This is a genomic window from Streptomyces sp. NPDC043876 (assembly GCF_056435825.1).
The window spans coordinates 401,321-416,050 of the sequence record NZ_JBWKDV010000007.1; the positions used below are offsets into that span (position 1 = coordinate 401,321).

At 72.3% G+C, this 14,730-nt stretch carries 17 protein-coding genes and 2 tRNA genes; 6 read left to right on the forward strand and 13 right to left on the reverse strand.

The genetic code is table 11. From position 1 onward, the window contains the following. Positions 1-16 precede the first annotated feature (16 nt). The 4 genes from AC0693_RS23610 (at position 17) to AC0693_RS23625 (ending at position 4,108) form a co-directional block, all read left to right on the forward strand. Entirely contained in the window at positions 17-424 is a 408-nt protein-coding gene (locus tag AC0693_RS23610; protein ID WP_478802840.1) for a MaoC family dehydratase, read from the forward strand. Beyond that, positions 421-1,587, forward strand: coding sequence for a lipid-transfer protein (locus tag AC0693_RS23615; protein WP_478802778.1), 1,167 nt, complete (start codon positions 421-423; stop codon positions 1,585-1,587). The genes AC0693_RS23610 and AC0693_RS23615 overlap by 4 nt, the downstream gene beginning before the upstream one ends. 133 nt (positions 1,588-1,720) lie before the next feature. Continuing rightward, positions 1,721-2,266: a SigE family RNA polymerase sigma factor gene (locus tag AC0693_RS23620; protein ID WP_469319645.1), complete on the forward strand. Its 546-nt coding sequence runs from the start codon at positions 1,721-1,723 to the stop codon at positions 2,264-2,266. A gap of 192 nt (positions 2,267-2,458) precedes the next feature. Beyond that, entirely contained in the window at positions 2,459-4,108 is a 1,650-nt protein-coding gene (locus AC0693_RS23625; protein WP_478802779.1) for a long-chain fatty acid--CoA ligase, read from the forward strand. A gap of 33 nt (positions 4,109-4,141) precedes the next feature. On the opposite strand, the gene AC0693_RS23630 is transcribed toward AC0693_RS23625, so the two are convergent. The 3 genes from AC0693_RS23630 to AC0693_RS23640 all read right to left on the reverse strand — a co-directional run bounded on the left by AC0693_RS23630 (position 4,142) and on the right by AC0693_RS23640 (position 8,604). Next, on the reverse strand, positions 4,142-4,717 hold the full coding sequence (locus AC0693_RS23630; RefSeq protein ID WP_469319647.1) for an antibiotic biosynthesis monooxygenase: 576 nt from the start codon (positions 4,715-4,717) through the stop codon (positions 4,142-4,144). Between the two features lie 13 nt (positions 4,718-4,730). Next, positions 4,731-8,045: a response regulator gene (locus AC0693_RS23635; protein WP_478802780.1), complete on the reverse strand. Its 3,315-nt coding sequence runs from the start codon at positions 8,043-8,045 to the stop codon at positions 4,731-4,733. 130 nt (positions 8,046-8,175) lie between these two features. Further along, positions 8,176-8,604, reverse strand: coding sequence for an SSI family serine proteinase inhibitor (locus tag AC0693_RS23640; RefSeq protein WP_356403404.1), 429 nt, complete (start codon positions 8,602-8,604; stop codon positions 8,176-8,178). A gap of 191 nt (positions 8,605-8,795) precedes the next feature. Between AC0693_RS23640 and AC0693_RS23645 the strand changes: the two genes are divergently transcribed. Both AC0693_RS23645 and AC0693_RS23650 read left to right on the forward strand, forming a co-directional pair. After that, positions 8,796-8,886: transfer RNA gene (locus AC0693_RS23645), tRNA-Ser, on the forward strand. 237 nt (positions 8,887-9,123) lie between these two features. Continuing rightward, positions 9,124-9,196: transfer RNA gene (locus AC0693_RS23650), tRNA-Arg, on the forward strand. A gap of 79 nt (positions 9,197-9,275) precedes the next feature. Here AC0693_RS23650 and AC0693_RS23655 read toward each other — a convergent pair. The 10 genes from AC0693_RS23655 to AC0693_RS23700 all read right to left on the reverse strand — a co-directional run bounded on the left by AC0693_RS23655 (position 9,276) and on the right by AC0693_RS23700 (position 14,687). Next, the gene (locus tag AC0693_RS23655; RefSeq protein WP_478802781.1) at positions 9,276-10,511 is read right to left on the reverse strand and encodes a site-specific integrase; all 1,236 of its coding nucleotides are present in this window, start codon (positions 10,509-10,511) and stop codon (positions 9,276-9,278) included. Beyond that, entirely contained in the window at positions 10,499-10,708 is a 210-nt protein-coding gene (locus tag AC0693_RS23660; protein WP_478802782.1) for an excisionase family DNA-binding protein, read from the reverse strand. Before AC0693_RS23660 ends, AC0693_RS23655 begins: the two co-directional genes overlap by 13 nt. Continuing rightward, positions 10,696-12,108: a replication initiator protein RepSA gene (gene repSA, locus AC0693_RS23665; protein WP_478802783.1), complete on the reverse strand. Its 1,413-nt coding sequence runs from the start codon at positions 12,106-12,108 to the stop codon at positions 10,696-10,698. Before repSA ends, AC0693_RS23660 begins: the two co-directional genes overlap by 13 nt. Before the next feature lie 5 nt (positions 12,109-12,113). Then, positions 12,114-12,299 carry a hypothetical protein gene (locus AC0693_RS23670; protein ID WP_478802784.1) on the reverse strand — a complete coding sequence of 62 codons (186 nt, stop codon included), beginning with the start codon at positions 12,297-12,299 and terminating at the stop codon, positions 12,114-12,116. Between the two features lie 90 nt (positions 12,300-12,389). After that, complete coding sequence (locus AC0693_RS23675; RefSeq protein WP_478802785.1) at positions 12,390-12,935, reverse strand: GGDEF domain-containing protein; 546 nt, start codon at positions 12,933-12,935, stop codon at positions 12,390-12,392. 5 nt (positions 12,936-12,940) lie between these two features. Beyond that, positions 12,941-13,303: a SpdD-like protein gene (locus AC0693_RS23680; protein WP_478802786.1), complete on the reverse strand. Its 363-nt coding sequence runs from the start codon at positions 13,301-13,303 to the stop codon at positions 12,941-12,943. 11 nt (positions 13,304-13,314) lie between these two features. Next, the gene (locus AC0693_RS23685; RefSeq protein WP_478802787.1) at positions 13,315-13,470 is read right to left on the reverse strand and encodes a hypothetical protein; all 156 of its coding nucleotides are present in this window, start codon (positions 13,468-13,470) and stop codon (positions 13,315-13,317) included. A gap of 12 nt (positions 13,471-13,482) precedes the next feature. Beyond that, positions 13,483-13,668, reverse strand: a complete 186-nt coding sequence (locus AC0693_RS23690) for a mobile element transfer protein (RefSeq protein WP_478802788.1) — start codon at positions 13,666-13,668, stop codon at positions 13,483-13,485. A 20-nt stretch (positions 13,669-13,688) separates the two neighbouring features. Then, positions 13,689-14,417 carry a DUF2637 domain-containing protein gene (locus tag AC0693_RS23695; RefSeq protein WP_478802789.1) on the reverse strand — a complete coding sequence of 243 codons (729 nt, stop codon included), beginning with the start codon at positions 14,415-14,417 and terminating at the stop codon, positions 13,689-13,691. Between the two features lie 72 nt (positions 14,418-14,489). After that, the gene (locus tag AC0693_RS23700; protein ID WP_478802790.1) at positions 14,490-14,687 is read right to left on the reverse strand and encodes a hypothetical protein; all 198 of its coding nucleotides are present in this window, start codon (positions 14,685-14,687) and stop codon (positions 14,490-14,492) included. Positions 14,688-14,730 lie beyond the last annotated feature (43 nt).

The window sequence follows — 14,730 nt, forward strand, 5'->3', positions numbered from 1 at the left end:
GATGGAAGCCGACGGGATGAGGGTGGGCGACCGCCTGCCGCCGCTGGAGATACCGGTCACGCGCACGCTGATCGTGGCGGGCGCGATCGCCTCCCGCGACTACCAGGACGTGCACCACGACGCGTCGCTGGCGCGGGAGAAGGGCTCTCCGGACATCTTCATGAACATCCTGACGACCAACGGGCTGGTCGGCCGGTACATCACCGATCACCTCGGGCCGGGCGCCGTGCTGCGCAAGGTGGCGATCCGGCTGGGCGCGCCCAACTACCCCGGCGACACCATGACCCTCACCGGTACGGTCACCGCGGTGGCCGAGGACACCGTCGAGATCAAGGTGGTCGGCGCCAACGGCATCGGCCACCACGTCACCGGTACGGTCACCGCCACCCTGTCGTCCCCGACCGGGAAGGGGGCCGCGGCATGAGCGTCCGCGCCCGGGATTCCCTCGGGGGCCGCGCCGCCATCGCCGGGATCGGCGCCACGGAGTTCTCCAAGGACTCCGGCCGCAGCGAGCTGCGGCTCGCCGTCGAGGCCGTGCACGCGGCGCTCGACGACGCGGGTCTCACGCCCGCCGATGTCGACGGCATGGTCACCTTCACGATGGACACCAGCCCCGAGATCACCGTCGCCCAGGCTGCCGGGATCGGTGACCTCTCCTTCTTCTCCCGCGTCCACTACGGCGGTGGGGCCGCTTGCGCCACCGTCCAGCAGGCGGCGCTGGCCGTTGCCACGGGCGTCGCCGAGGTCGTCGTCTGCTACCGCGCCTTCAACGAGCGCAGCGGCCGCCGCTTCGGCAGTGGAGTGCAGCAGCGCGAGCCGTCGGCGGAGGGCGCGGCCCTCGGCTGGTCCCTGCCCTGGGGCCTGCTCACCCCGGCCTCCTGGGTGGCCATGGCCGCGCAGCGCTACCTGCACGTCCACGGGCTGACCCCCGAGGCCTTCGGGCACGTGGCCGTCACCGGCCGCCGGTACGCCGCGACCAACCCGGCCGCCTGGTTCCACGACAAGCCCATCACGCTCGCCGACCACGCCGCCTCCCGCTGGATCGTGGAACCGCTGCGGCTGCTGGACTGCTGCCAGGAGACGGACGGCGGCCAGGCGATCGTGGTCACCAGCGTGGAGCGGGCCCGGGAACTGCGGCAGGCGCCCGCCGTCATCACGGCCGCGGCCCAGGGTGCGGGGCGCCGCCAGGAGGCGATGACGAGCTTCTACCGGGACGACCTCGCCGGCCTACCGGAGATGGACGTGGTCGCCCGCCAGCTGTGGCGCACCAGCGGGCTGCGCCCCTGCGACATCGACGTCGCCATCCTCTACGACCACTTCACGCCGTTCGTGCTGATGCAGCTGGAGGAGTTCGGCTTCTGCAAGCCGGGGGAGGCCGCCGATTTCGTCGCCGCCGACACGCTCCCGCTCAACACCCACGGCGGCCAGCTCGGCGAGGCGTACCTGCACGGCATGAACGGCATCGCCGAGGCGGTGCGCCAGCTCCGCGGCAGCGCGGTCAACCAGGTGGCGGGCGCATCCCGCGCCCTGGTCACGGCCGGTACCGGGGTGCCCACCTCCGGTCTGATCCTGGGCACGGACGGCTAGCGGGGGGAGCTGCGACCCCCGCCTCCTCCACCTTCAGGAGGTGGGGGAAACCCCCGTCCTACAACCTGAGAGGGACCCGGCTTCGGCACCTGCGGGCGATCCCCGGGGCGGCCGCCGCTCTTAGCGTGGGGACATGACCACGCCAGTGTGCACGTACGCATCGAACCAGTCGTCGCACCCGTCGTCGTACCCGTCCTTCTCGTCGTACGTGCGGACCCGCGGGACATCCCTGATGCGCACGGCGCGGTCGCTGACCGCCAACCCCTGCGACGCCGAGGACCTGCTGCAGACGGCCCTCGCCAAGACCTACGTCGCCTGGGACCGGATCGAGGACCACCGGGCCCTCGACGGCTATGTCCGCCGGACCCTCGTGAACACCCGCACCTCCCAGTGGCGCAAGCGCAAGGTGGACGAGTTCGCCTGCGAGGAGGTGCCGGAGACGGACGTGAGCCCGGCGGCCGATCCCGCCGAGGCGCAGGCGCTGCACGATGCGATGTGGCGTGCGGTGACCCGGCTGCCCGACCGGCAGCGGGCCATGGTCGTGCTCCGTTACTACGAGGACCTGAGCGAAGCGCAGACCGCCGAACTGCTCGGGGTCTCCGTCGGCACCGTCAAGAGCGCCGTCTCCCGCGCTCTGGTCAAGCTGCGCGAGGACCCGGAGCTGAGCCCGGTCCGCTGAGTCGCTCGCTCCGCCGTCCTCGGCCGCCCTCCGGACAGCCGCATGTTTCACGTGAAACAGACCCAGCCGCGGCATGTTTCACGTGAAACAACGAGTCTCCCCCTCCGGGTAGTGACATGCCGAGCGGTACGTGAGCAGAATCGGCAGCATCTGTAGCCGTCGCAGCGCCGCAGCGCCCACCGGGAGGACGCTTTGCTGAGCACCATGCAGGACGTACCACTGCTCGTCAGCCGCATACTTCGACACGGGATGACGATCCACGGGAAGTCGCAGGTCACGACCTGGACCGGGGAGCCCGAGCCGCACCGGCGCAGCTTCGCCGAGATCGGTGTCCGTGCCACCCGCCTGGCCAACGCCCTGCGGGACGAGCTGGGCGTCCAGCAGGACGACCGCGTGGCGACGCTCATGTGGAACAACGCGGAGCACGTGGAGGCGTACTTCGCCATCCCCTCCATGGGCGCGATCCTGCACACGCTCAACCTGCGGCTGCCGCCGGAGCAGCTGGTCTTCATCGTGAACCACGCCGTGGACCGGGTCGTCCTGGTCAACGGCACCCTGCTGCCGCTCCTCGCGCCGCTGCTGCCGCACCTGCCCACCATCGACCACGTCGTGGTCGCGGGCATCGGCGACCGTTCGGTGCTGGAAGGGCTGGACGTCCGCGTGCACGAGTACGAGGACCTCCTGGCCGGACGCCCGGACACCTATGACTGGCCCGAGCTGGACGAACGCCAGGCCGCCGCCATGTGCTACACCTCCGGCACCACCGGCGACCCCAAGGGCGTCATCTACTCCCACCGCTCCATCTACCTGCACTCCATGCAGGTCAACATGACCGAGTCCATGGGTCTGACCGACCGCGACACGAGCCTCGTCGTGGTCCCGCAGTTCCACGTCAACGCCTGGGGCCTGCCGCACGCCACCTTCATGACCGGCATCAACATGCTGATGCCGGACCGTTTCCTGCAGGCCGCCCCGCTCGCAGAGATGATCGAACGGGAGCGCCCCACCCACGCGGCGGCCGTCCCCACCATCTGGCAGGGACTGCTGGCCGAGGTCACCGCGAACCCCCGGGACCTGACCTCCATGAAGCAGGTGACCATCGGCGGCTCGGCCTGCCCGCCCTCCCTGATGGAGGCGTACGACAAGCTCGGCGTCCGCGTCTGTCATGCCTGGGGCATGACGGAGACCTCCCCGCTCGGCACCATGGCCCACCCGCCGGCCGGTCTGAGCGCCGAGGAGGAGTGGCCGTACCGCCTCACCCAGGGCCGCTTCCCGGCCGGCGTGGAACCGCGGCTGGTCGGGCCCGCGGGTGACGTGCTGCCCTGGGACGGCGAATCCGCGGGTGAGCTTGAAGTGCGCGGCACCTGGATCGCGGGCGCCTACTTCGGCGGCGCGGCGGGGGAGCCCCTGCGGCCCGAGGACAAGTTCAGCGCCGACGGCTGGCTCAAGACCGGTGACGTCGGGGTCATCAGCCCGGACGGCTACCTGACGCTGACGGACCGGGCCAAGGACGTCATCAAGTCGGGTGGGGAGTGGATCTCCAGCGTGGAACTGGAGAACGCCCTCATGGCCCACCCGGAGGTCGCCGAGGCGGCGGTGGTGGCCGTCCCCGACGAGAAGTGGGGCGAGCGTCCGCTGGCCACGGTCGTCCTCAAGGAGGGCGCCACGGTGGACTACACCGGCCTGCGCGCCTTCCTCGCCCGGTCCGTCGCCAAGTGGCAGCTCCCGGAGCGCTGGACGGTCATCGAATCCGTGCCGAAGACGAGCGTCGGCAAGTTCGACAAGAAGGTGATCCGCAAGCAGTACGCGGAGGGCGCGCTGGACGTCACCACGCTCGACTAGCCACCCCGGACGGTCCCGCCCGGGGCAGCGGGTTCACCCGCGCGTGAGCCATGGCCGCAGCAGCTTGCTGACGGCGGGCATGGCCACGTAGGTCATCAGGGTGCTGAAGACGACGGCGAAGGCGGCCGTCCGCACGACGAAGTGCAGGTCGACCAGGTACGGCCCGAGCACCGCGTTGCCGAGCAGCGAGATCGGGAAGATGGCCAGGCCCGAGCTGACCGCCATCTTCCAGCGCGGCGGCGCGGGCCGGGTCGTCCCGGGCTTGGCGAACCACGTCTCCATGCCGTGCAGCTCGCGCCGGGCTATCTCGGTGTGGTGATGGCCGTGGCAGTGGGCGAACCATTCGGCGCGCTCCGCCGAGTCCTGCCACCGCTGGAAGGCCGCGTGGTGGCGGAAGCGGTGGACGAGGAACCACGGGCCGCCCTCGGTCGCCGGGCGGAACAAGCCGTACCCCAGGTGGTCGGGGAAGGTCGCCGCGGTCTCCAGGATCCCGCGCGCCCACACCTCGAAGGCCTCCTCGTGGCCCGGCTCCACCTGCCGGGCGATGAGGAGGCTCACCTCTCCGTTGTCCGCGGGGACGGTGTGTTCGGTCGTATCGGTGATGGCCATCGGACCAGGGTCGCTAATTGGTTCCGATCTTGGCCAGCAGGTCCACGATGCGGCCCTGCGCCTCGGCGGTGGTCGAACGTTCCGCGAGGAACAGCACGCTCTCGCCGGAACCGAGCCCCGGCAGGTCGGCCGGTTCGATCCCCGCGGTCGTGTAGACGACCAGCGGGGTCCGGTTCAACTGCCCGTTGGCACGCAGCCAGTCCACGATCCCGGCCCGCCGCCGACGGACCTGCATCAGGTCCATGACCACGAGGTTGGGCCGCATCCGGCTGGCCAGCTCCACCGCGTCGGTGTCGGCGTCCGCCCGCGCCACCTGCATGCCGCGCCGTTCCAGGGCGGCGGTCAGCGCGGTGGCGATCTCGTCGTGCTGCTCGATCAGCAGGACGCGGGAGGGGTGCTGCTCGCTGTCGCGCGGGGCGAGGGCCTTGAGGAGGACGGCCGGGTCCGCGCCGTACGCCGCCTCGCGCGTCGCGTGTCCCAGGCCGGCGGTCACCAGCACGGGCACCTCGGCGGCCACCGCGGCCTGCCGCAGCGACTGCAGGGCGGTCCGGGTGATCGGGCCGGTCAGCGGGTCCACGAACAGCGCGGCGGGGAACGCGGCGATCTGCGCGTCCACCTCCTCGCGAGAATGCACGATCACCGGGCGGTAGCCGCGCTCGCTCAGCGCCTGCTCGGTCTGTACGTCCGGGGCGGGCCAGACCAGCAGCCGCCGCGGGTTGTCCAGCGGCTCGGGCGGCAGCTCGTCGTCCATGGGGCGAGGTGCGGGCCGGTTGACCACCTCGACGGCGCCACCGGGCCCGTCGAGCGGCTCGGGACCCTCCGCGGAACCGGCTTCGGGTGCTCCTATGGCGAAGGCCCGGCCCTGCGGGGCGGGTTCGGACAGTCGGCGCCTGCGGCCGGAAGGGGAATCCACGGAGATGCCCTGGCCGAGGGTGCTGCCGAGCGGGCGCACGCTGATCGGCTGGGCGGCCTGCGGAGCGGACGGGGCCGCGGTGTCCCGGGACTGCCGGGCGCCGGGCAGCGCCACCGGGGCTGCCGGGTCCTCCTCCTCGGGAGCGGTCCGCGCGGCCGGTACCGGCCAGGCGGGGGCGGCCGGCAGGCCGCGGCGCCGGCCGGTGGGCGACTCGGGCGACCCGGACCCCTCGGGCTCCGCCTCGACCGGCGGATCGGCCGGAGCGGCCGCGGGCACGTGGGCAGCGGAAGCGGAGGGAGCGGGGACCTGCGGGCCGCCGAGCGCGCGCCGGACCCCGGCGCTGCTGGTCCCGGTACCGGGTACGGGAGCCACGGGTGCCAGACCGGTGGCCGGTACGGGCTGCTGCGGCCGGTCCGCCGCCTCGGCCCCTCGCGCGGGACCCTGTGCGGACCCCTGCGCCGGACCCAGCGCGCGGCGCCGGCCCACGGGGGCCTCGCCGGGCGGGCCCTGTACGGGAACGGGCGGCAGGGCGGGCATGCCCTGCGGGGACACCGGCCGCCGGACCGGAGCGCCTTCGGGACCGCCGTCCGCGCCGGCGCCCCCTTCGGGAGCACCGCTGTCGCCGTCACCGGCCCGGCCGCGCCTGCGGCCCGTACCGAGCCCGGCCGGGTTCACCGGGGACGCGGCCAGACCGCCGCCCGCGGGAGCATCGGCCGCCTCCGCCGCGTCACCCGCGCGGCGCCGCCCGGACGGCAGCGCGAGGGCGCTCCCGCCGGAACCGGAGGCCGCTGCGGGAGCCTGGCCGGGGCGGACCTCGTCGTCGAGGAAGGCGTCCACACCGCGCCGGGCGCGACGGCCTGCGGGGCCGTCCTTGGCGTCCTGGGCGTTCTTGGCATCGTCCGAGCCGCCGGCGGGCTCTGCCGGAGCGGGCTCGGGCGGCGGGTCGGGCAGGGTCACCGTGCCGGCCCCCGACCCCAGCGGCAGCTCCAGGACGAACGCGCCACCGGGCGCCCCGGGAACCTTCACGGTCTGCAGGACACCCCCGTGCGCGGCCACGATGCCCCGCACGATCGGCTCATGCACCGCGTTGCCCCCGCTGTAGGGGCCCCGCACCTCGATCCGTACGACGTCCCCGCGCTGCGCGGCGGCGACCACGATCGTCGAGTCCGTGTAACCGCTGCCCTGGGGGGTCTTGCCGGTGGCGTCCACCCCGGCGACGTCCGCGATCAGGTGGGCCAGCGCGGTGGAGATCCGGGCGCCGTCCACTTCCGCCTCGATGGTCGGGGCGTGGACGGCGAACTGCGCGCGGCCCGGCCCGATCAGCTCGACCGCCCCGTCGACACCGGCCGTGACGACCCCGTCGATCAGCACCTTCTTCTTCGCGAGCTTCTCGGTGCCCGCGTCCAGCCGCTGGAAGCCCAGCACGTTGTCGACCAGGGTGGTCATCCGGGCGTAGCCCGCCGCCAGGTGGTGCAGCAGCTGGTTCGCCTCCGGCCACAGCTGCCCCGCGTCGTCCGCGGCCAGGGTGGCCAGCTCGCCCCGCAGTTCCTCCAGCGGCCCCCGCAGGGAGTCGCCGAGGACCGCCAGCAACTGCGCGTGGCGGGCAGCGAGGGCGTCGTAGGGCCGCCGGTCGGTGAAGGTCATCACGGCCCCGACCAGCAGCTCCCCGTCACGCACCGGTGAGGTCGTCAGGTCGACGGAGACGGGCTTGCCGTTCTTGTTCCACAGCACCTGCCCGCGCACCCGGTGCTTGCGGCCACTGCGCAGGGTGTCGGCGAGCGGGGACTCGTCGAAGGGGAAGGGGGAGCCGTCGGCGCGCGAGTGCTGGATCAGGCCGTGCAGTTCGCGGTTGCCGAGGTCGGTGGCGCGGTACCCGAGGATCTGCGCGGCGGCCGGGTTGACCAGCACCACGCGTCCGTCGGTGTCCGTGCCGACGACGCCCTCGGCGGCGGCGCGCAGGATCATCTCGGTCTGCCGCTGCGAGCGGGCCAGCTCGGCCTCGGTGTCGAGGGTGCCGGTCAGGTCGCGCACGACGAGCATCAGCAGCTCGTCGCCCGTGTAACCGGGGTACGGGTCGCGGTAGGCGTCGCGGCCGTCGAGGTTGGCGCTGGTGACCTCGACCGGGAACTCGCTGCCGTCGGTGCGGCGCGCGACCATCCGCATCGGCGTGGCGCGCTGTTCCTTGTCCTCGTCGGGACGGCGCATGGAACCCGGGATCAGCTTCGAGTCGAATCCGGGCAGGAGGTCGAGCACTCCGCGCCCCACGAGCCCCGTACCGGGACTCTCCAGCACCTCGAGCGCGATCGAATTGGCGTTGACGACTGTGCCGTTGGCGTTCACGAGCAACAGTGCGTCAGGAAGAGCGTCGAGTATTGCTGCGAGGCGAGCAGCGCCTCGGGATGGCCTGCTGCTCACGACGAGCTTCCTCCCTGACCACGACTACCGGCATGTCACGGGAGGAGTCTAAGGGCACCTCCCCTCGGCGGGGCGGCGGATGCGGTGCCCGAGTCGGGCATATCCCACTTCCGGGCCGCATCCTGCCTGGTCAGGAACGCGCACTCGGAAGCAGAGGTTCCAACTCGTTCCACCGGCTGATCTCGCAGCCGTTGCTGCGGTCGAACCGGGCGTTCACCTCGCGGCCGTGCCAGGTTCCGGTCACCCGCGCTGTCGCCGGCCCGCCGTCCTGGAAGGTGCAGATCTGCCGCTTGGAGACCGGGGCGAAGGGGTCCTTGTGCTGCCGGGCGAGTTCGTCCAGCCGCTCGCAGGCCTTCGCCGCCTGCGGGTGCGTACCGCTCGGCGGGGTGCCGCACTCCAGCCGGTACTCCCCGTCGGCCCGCGGGTTGCCGCTGGAGGACACGCCGACGGTGAGCCGGTCGGGCGATGCCAGCAGTCCCAGGGGCAGCGGTGGCAGCGGCCCGGCGGCCGCGGCGGCCAGGGCGGAGGTGGTGACGGCGAAGGCGGCGAGACGCAGCATGGGGCACTCCAGGTCGTCCGTACGTCGTACGCCTGCCCAACGACCCGCTCGCCCCGACGTTGCGCGGTCACTTCTCGTCGGCTTAAGGCTTTGCCCTCGGGGCTCGCCGCCTAGTACCGTGAGAGCGGATTGGTGAGGGGCCCTGCGCCTGTGTCATCATCTGCACGCACCTTCGTACGCGAGGGTGTGCTGGAGGCGTCGCCTAGTCCGGTCTATGGCGCCGCACTGCTAATGCGGTTTGGGGCTTACCCCCCATCGAGGGTTCAAATCCCTCCGCCTCCGCACCTCACCGAAGCCCCGGTCCTCTTGGACCGGGGCTTCGGTGCGTTCCGGGTACGCAAGCGCCACGGACCCGCGGGACCACGGCGGGGGAGGCGCGCCGCCCCCTCGGGGAATCGCCCCTTCCGGGCCGTTTCCGCAGGTCAGGCGGGGTTTGCCTAATGGATTTCGCGTCCCGCCGAGGTCCATGTATTGTTGTTCTCGCAAGGCCAACGGGGCGCAAAACCCCGGGAAGCACAAGCACTCGTAGCTTAACGGATAGAGCATCTGACTACGGATCAGAAGGTTGCAGGTTCGAATCCTGCCGAGTGCACAGCAGGTCGAAGGCCCCGGACGAGAGTCCGGGGCCTTCTTCGTTTCGCGCCGTACAGCAGCGAAGTACAGCAACCGGGTCAGCCGGTGCCGCCCATGGCTTCCGACAGCTTGCCGAGGGCCTCGCGCACGTCTCCGTCGCTGGCGTCGGCGTAGACCTCCATCGTCATGGCGATCTGCGAGTGCCGCAGGATGCGCTGTGCCACCTTCGGGTGGACCTTGAGCACGACCAGGAGCGCGGCGCAGGTGTGCCGGGTGTTCCGCAGCGGGATCACCCGGAGACCGGCCCGGCGGGCGCGCAGGGCGAACATCCGGGTGAGGTTCCCCGGCTCGATCGGCGTCCCGTACTTCGTCGTGAAGATCAGACCGTGGTCGTCCTGCCACAGGTCTCCCGCCGCCTTGCGATCACTGGCCTGCTGTGCGCGCCGGATCCGCAGGGCCTTCAGACACAGCGGGGGCAGCGGCAGGAAGTCGTCCGACTCCTCCGTCTTGGTCTCGCGGTGCAAGATCTCCCGCCCGGCCCGCTGGATCTGGTGGTCGACGTACAGCTCCCCGGTCTCGAAATCGACGGACTTCCAGGTCAGACCCAGCACCTCGCCGCGCCGCAGCCCGAGCGTGAGGACGAGCACCCAGGCGGCGAGCAGGTGGTCATCCCGGGCCGCTCCGTCGGCCAGGAAACGGCCGGCATCGGCGACGGACCACGGCTTGATCCGCCGACGGCGGGGCTTGGGAACCTTCACCAGCGAGGCGACGTTCTTCCCGATCTCCTCCTCGGTGACGGCGTGGGTCAGCGCGGCCCGCAGCGCGTCACGGGCGGCCTGGACTACCCGGCGGGACGGGTACGCCTCGCAGCACTCACCGGCCGCGCAGCACTTCCGGCGGTCGGGCGCGCGCTTGGCGTCTTTGCCCTGGGCGCAGCACTGGCAGATCGTGGCGAGCTTGTTCAGCCACTCCCGCACGTCCCGGACCGTGAGCTTGTCGAGCCGCTTCGTCCCCAGGTGCGGGGCGATGTAGAGGCGGACCGAGCCCTCGTAGGACACGTAGGACAGCGGTGCGAGATTGGGCCTGACGATCTCGTCCAGCCAGTACGTGAGGAAGGCGGCGACGGTGCGGTGCCGAGTGGCCACGGGGCCCTTCTTGGCCTCACTGTGCAGCTTGATCCACTTGTCGTGGACCTCGTCGCGGGTCTTGCCGTAGACGTACTTCCGCTTGCGCTTCCCGTCGGGGGTGTCGACCCAGACGTACGCGGCGAACCCGTTCTTGTATGCGTAGATCGAGCCCTCACCATTGGCACGCTTGCCGCTCATGCCGACCACCGGCCCTCGGCGTCGGCAGTGATCCGCTGGACGTACTCGTCCACCCAGGCGGGCAGGATCCGTCGGTTCCGGCCGATCTTCACGGAGCGGATCTCGCCGGTGAGCACCAGCATCTTGGTCTTGGACAGGCCGAAGCCGAGCATCTCGGCGACCTCGGTGGTGGTGTACCACTTCCGCTGGATGACTACGGCAGCCACGCGGTTTCTCCTTCCAGTTCGGACAGGTCGGCCCGCAGCTCGCGGGCGGTCTCGCGGTCGTGCTGGATGTCCCGGCGGATGTTGGCGGCGAGCCAGGATTCGCCGGGGGTGGAGCCGTGGCCCGCGTAGGCCCAGTGGGCGACGACGAGGAGGGTGGCCTCGGGATGGTCGTCGGGGTTGGGCAGGCCGAGTGAGGCGCGTTGCTGGGCGGCGCGGTAGTCGGCGCGGACCTGGCGCAGGGCGCCGAGGGTGGTCGAGTAGCGGCGGGACTTGGTGGAGAAGTGCCCGCGGAAGCCGAGCATGTGGGCCCAGGCCCGGAGGCGTCGGTCGGGGTAGGCCGCGTCGAGGTCCATGCAGGCCGCCATGAGCCGCCGGGGGTGGTCGGGCACGCCGAGGAGGAACAGCGCTTCCTTATTGCCGACGGGGTGGTCGACGGTGCCGGTCGTCTCCGCTGCCTTGGTGGCGTACTTGGCGACGTAGGAGGCGACCGCTTGTTCCGTGAGGTCCTCACCGTTGCCGAAGGCGCCGATGGGCTGGACGTCGAGTTGATCGCCCCACTGGAGCACCCAGTCGGTCGCGTAGCCGTGGTCCGGGTTGGCCGGCACGACGACGCGTACGCGGGCGGCCGCGGCGCGGATGGCGTCGGTCAGCAGGTCGAGGGTGGCCCAGGGCGGGGGCGGGGTGTGGGGACCTGCGGGTCCGTCGAAGCGGATCACGGCGTGGAAGTGGACGGCGCCGCGCTTCTGGTACTCCGCGACCTTGCCGAAGGAGACGCGGGACTGCTCGCGGGCATCCTTCTGCGTCAACCCGGCGCGGGCGGCGATCTCGCGGCGGAGGTAGATCGTGAAGTAGCGCCACAGCTCGGAGGCGTGGTTGTTCCACAGGACCGCGCCCGCGTAGTCGTAGGTGCCCGGGTCGAGCGGGGTGCCGAGTTCGGGTGCGTCCTCGGGGTGGCGGGCGCCGCAGCGGCAGGGGCGGGGGCCGGGGCGGTTGTGGACCGGGCCGAAGGACGGGGCGGTCAGGGTGGCGAAGACACGGGGGTGTTCGCGGATCGTGTACGGGGTGCCCTTGGTCTGGTCACCGATCAGCCCGGCGCGGATCAGGTGGTAGGTGTCGCCCGCGTAGGTCCAGGCGCAGGCGGGGCAGCGTGAGGCCCGGCGGTTGCCGCAGGCGACGCGCAGGACCCCGCCGGGTTCGGTGTCGGTGGTGTAGGAGTGGAGGACGGTCCGCGTGGCCGGGTCGAGGAGCTTGGTGCCGCCGGAGAGGCGGATCGGGGCGGTGCATCCTCCGGTGCGGCGGATCTGTTCGTGGAGGCGGTCGAAGCCGGGGGCCCCGGCCACCCGGAGCAGGTCGCTCAGGGTGGCCGGGTCCAGGCCCGCCGCGGTGGCGGTGTCGGTCAAGGCGATCACTTCCCGGCGCGGACGAGGCCGACGGGGATGGTGCGGCCGAGGCCGCGGCACGTCGGGCAGTTGACGCGGATGGTGGTCCGGGAACCGTCCGGGAAGTGGGTGCCGGTGGTGATCGTGGCGGTGGCGAAGCCGTCGCAGTCGTTGCAGATGCGCGGCGCGGTCGAGGGGGTCTGGGGCATCATGAGGGCTCCCTTTCGGGTCCGTTGGATTTGGAGGGGATCAGGCGCCCGGGGCGGTGGAAGTTTGGCGACCGAGGCCGCCCCGGGGGCCGCTCAGCGTGTGTTGCGCCTGCCGTGGCCCTTGGCCGCGTACATCGCGGAGTCGGCGGCGGACAGCGCGTCCGTGAGGGCGGGGACCGGCAGGTCGGCGCGGTGGCAGTGACCGACCGAGGCCGAGACCGGCAGGACGATCCCGTGGTGCGTGACGGGTTGGTCCAGAGCGGTCCGAAGGGCCGGAAGGCCCGGGGCGCGTCCGGGGCTGGTGACGATGGCGGCGAACTCGTCTCCGCCGAGGCGGGCGGCGAAGCCGCGGTTTCCGCACCAGGTGGCCAGGCGGAGAGCGGTCGCGGTGAGGACCGCGTCCCCGGCGGCGTGGCCGTGGGTGTCGTTGACGGCCTTGAAGTCGTCCAGGTCGACCAGGAGCACGAGGGCGCCGGGGTGCTTGGTGAGCAGGTGTTCGGCGCGGGTGGTCCAACCGGCGCGGGTGTGCAGGCCGGTGAGGGGGTCGCGGCGGGCGGTGGCCAGTCGGCGAAGGAGCGTCCCGCCGTGGAGGGCCCAGCCCAGGGCCGGTAAGCCCGCTGCGATCACGTGGGTGTCCATGCCGGTCACCGGCCCTTCTGGAGATCCTTGATCAGCAGACGGAGGACGACGGCGACCAGGGCGACCGAGACGCCCGTGATGGCGACGGCGAGCAGCATCGAGACGAGGACCGCCCCGACGACCAGGACCGCGGCGGCGCCGCCCGCGACGAGGGCGACCGCGTTGCCGGGGGTGAGCTGGACCGTGGAGCGGGCCGGAGCCGGGGCGGGGTTGGCCGGGGCCGCGCTGGACGGCGCGAGGTCGGCCAGGCCGTGGGGGCCGTAGGTCACCGGAGCAGCGGAAGCGGCACCCGGCAGCGGGAAGGGCTGGACGAGCGGGGTCGTGATGCCGGTCGGGAGCGGGTTGACGGGGACTCGGGGGCGGATCATGGCGGTTCTCCTTACTTGCTGGTCAGCGGGATGAGAGCGGACAGGGAGCTTCCGGCGAGGAGGTAGCCGCCGAGGAGGATGACGGCGACGAGCCACCAGGGCGGGCGGACGAGCTTGATTCCGAGGGCGCCGACGACGATCAGGGCGAGCCAGAGCGGGACGTCCATGACGGTGATCTCCTAGGCCTTGCAGCGGTGGGTACGGGCGGCGAGTTCGGCTCCGGCGCGGCTGAGGTAGTCGGCGGAGAAGTCGCAGCCGGGGGCGGTGCAGACCGCGGTGTGCTTCGTGCGGCCCCGGCCGTCGCTGAAGGTGGCGACGCGCACCGGGCCGATGCGGATCACGTTGTGGAAGCGGTTCGGGCGCATGGGAGCGATCTCCGTTCAGGTCAGGTGAGTTGGAGTGCGATCGAGTCCGCGAGAGCGGCGGGTACGCCGAGACGGCCGCGGAGGGTGGCTCCGTCGATCGGCGTTCCGGTCTGTGCCTGGTGCGCGTCCGCGATCTTCCGGGCGTGGTCGAGGAGAGCGGGCGGGACCGGTGCGGCGGGTGCCGTGGGCGCGGGCGGAGCCGGTGCTGCGGGCGCCGTGGGCGGGGGTGTCGGCGGTGTGATCTCCGGTGGCGCGTCCTCCTGGACGAGCGCTGCGGGAGGCAGTTCGGGAGCCGCCTCGGGGGTCCGTTCCACGGTCAGGTCCGGCGCGGGTTCGAGACGGGGTTCTTCGTCAGGTTCGGATACGACGACCGTGGGGGCCGGGGCCGGGGCCGGGGCGTGGGCGAGGAGGGTGCCGCCGAGGAAGGCGAGGGCGGGCCATCCGGCGACGAGGATGCGTAGCCAGGCCGGGACGTCTTTCAGGTCGAGCAGTCCGGCGGTGGCGACGTTGGCGCCGAGCGAGGCGAACAGGGCGATGGCGAACCAGAGCCAGGCGTCGCGGTTTTCGGTGTCGGTGCGCATCCGGCGCCAGGCGGCGACCAACAGCAGGTCCACGCTGACCGGGTAGGCCCAGGCTTTCCAGCCGTCCTGACCGGCCGCCGCGGCCAGGTCGTGCAGGTGGGCGAAGGACAGGGCACCGGCGATGACGGCCTGGACGAGCACGGGGTCGAGACGGAGGGTGCGGAACACGGAGTCACCTCCTTCGGGGGAGGCCGGTGCCGGCGGTGTCCTCCGGCACCAGCAGATTCGGGAACGGGCTGGTCAGGCGGTGCCGGTGCCGAGGCAGTCCAGGCACAGTCCGGTCTGGGTGGCGTCGATCTCCCGCTGCTTGCGTCCGACCCGCACGGTCGTCGTGGTCTCGCCGGATCCGGCGCAGGTGCCGCAGGGCTCGGGGGCCGGAGCGGGCTTGGGCGACCGGGGCCGCCGGGTCCGGGTCGTCGGCTTGTTGCTGGTGGTCATGGCAGTTCCCTTCGGTTTCGGGCATGGCCCGGTAGGGACCTGG

What these genes read in the sequence shown, in the direction of transcription:
- AC0693_RS23630 (WP_469319647.1), bottom strand. Translation starts at nt 4,717, where the DNA reads ATGGCCATCACCGATACGACCGAACACACCGTCCCCGCGGACAACGGA.
- AC0693_RS23685 (WP_478802787.1), bottom strand. Translation starts at nt 13,470, where the DNA reads ATGGACGTCCCGCTCTGGCTCGCCCTGATCGTCGTCGGCGCCCTCGGA.
- AC0693_RS23615 (WP_478802778.1), top strand. Translation starts at nt 421, where the DNA reads ATGAGCGTCCGCGCCCGGGATTCCCTCGGGGGCCGCGCCGCCATCGCC.
- AC0693_RS23675 (WP_478802785.1), bottom strand. Translation starts at nt 12,935, where the DNA reads ATGGACACCCACGTGATCGCAGCGGGCTTACCGGCCCTGGGCTGGGCC.
- AC0693_RS23620 (WP_469319645.1), top strand. Translation starts at nt 1,721, where the DNA reads ATGACCACGCCAGTGTGCACGTACGCATCGAACCAGTCGTCGCACCCG.
- AC0693_RS23670 (WP_478802784.1), bottom strand. Translation starts at nt 12,299, where the DNA reads ATGATGCCCCAGACCCCCTCGACCGCGCCGCGCATCTGCAACGACTGC.
- AC0693_RS23690 (WP_478802788.1), bottom strand. Translation starts at nt 13,668, where the DNA reads ATGCGCCCGAACCGCTTCCACAACGTGATCCGCATCGGCCCGGTGCGC.
- AC0693_RS23680 (WP_478802786.1), bottom strand. Translation starts at nt 13,303, where the DNA reads ATGATCCGCCCCCGAGTCCCCGTCAACCCGCTCCCGACCGGCATCACG.
- AC0693_RS23610 (WP_478802840.1), top strand. Translation starts at nt 17, where the DNA reads ATGAGGGTGGGCGACCGCCTGCCGCCGCTGGAGATACCGGTCACGCGC.
- AC0693_RS23700 (WP_478802790.1), bottom strand. Translation starts at nt 14,687, where the DNA reads ATGACCACCAGCAACAAGCCGACGACCCGGACCCGGCGGCCCCGGTCG.
- AC0693_RS23640 (WP_356403404.1), bottom strand. Translation starts at nt 8,604, where the DNA reads ATGCTGCGTCTCGCCGCCTTCGCCGTCACCACCTCCGCCCTGGCCGCC.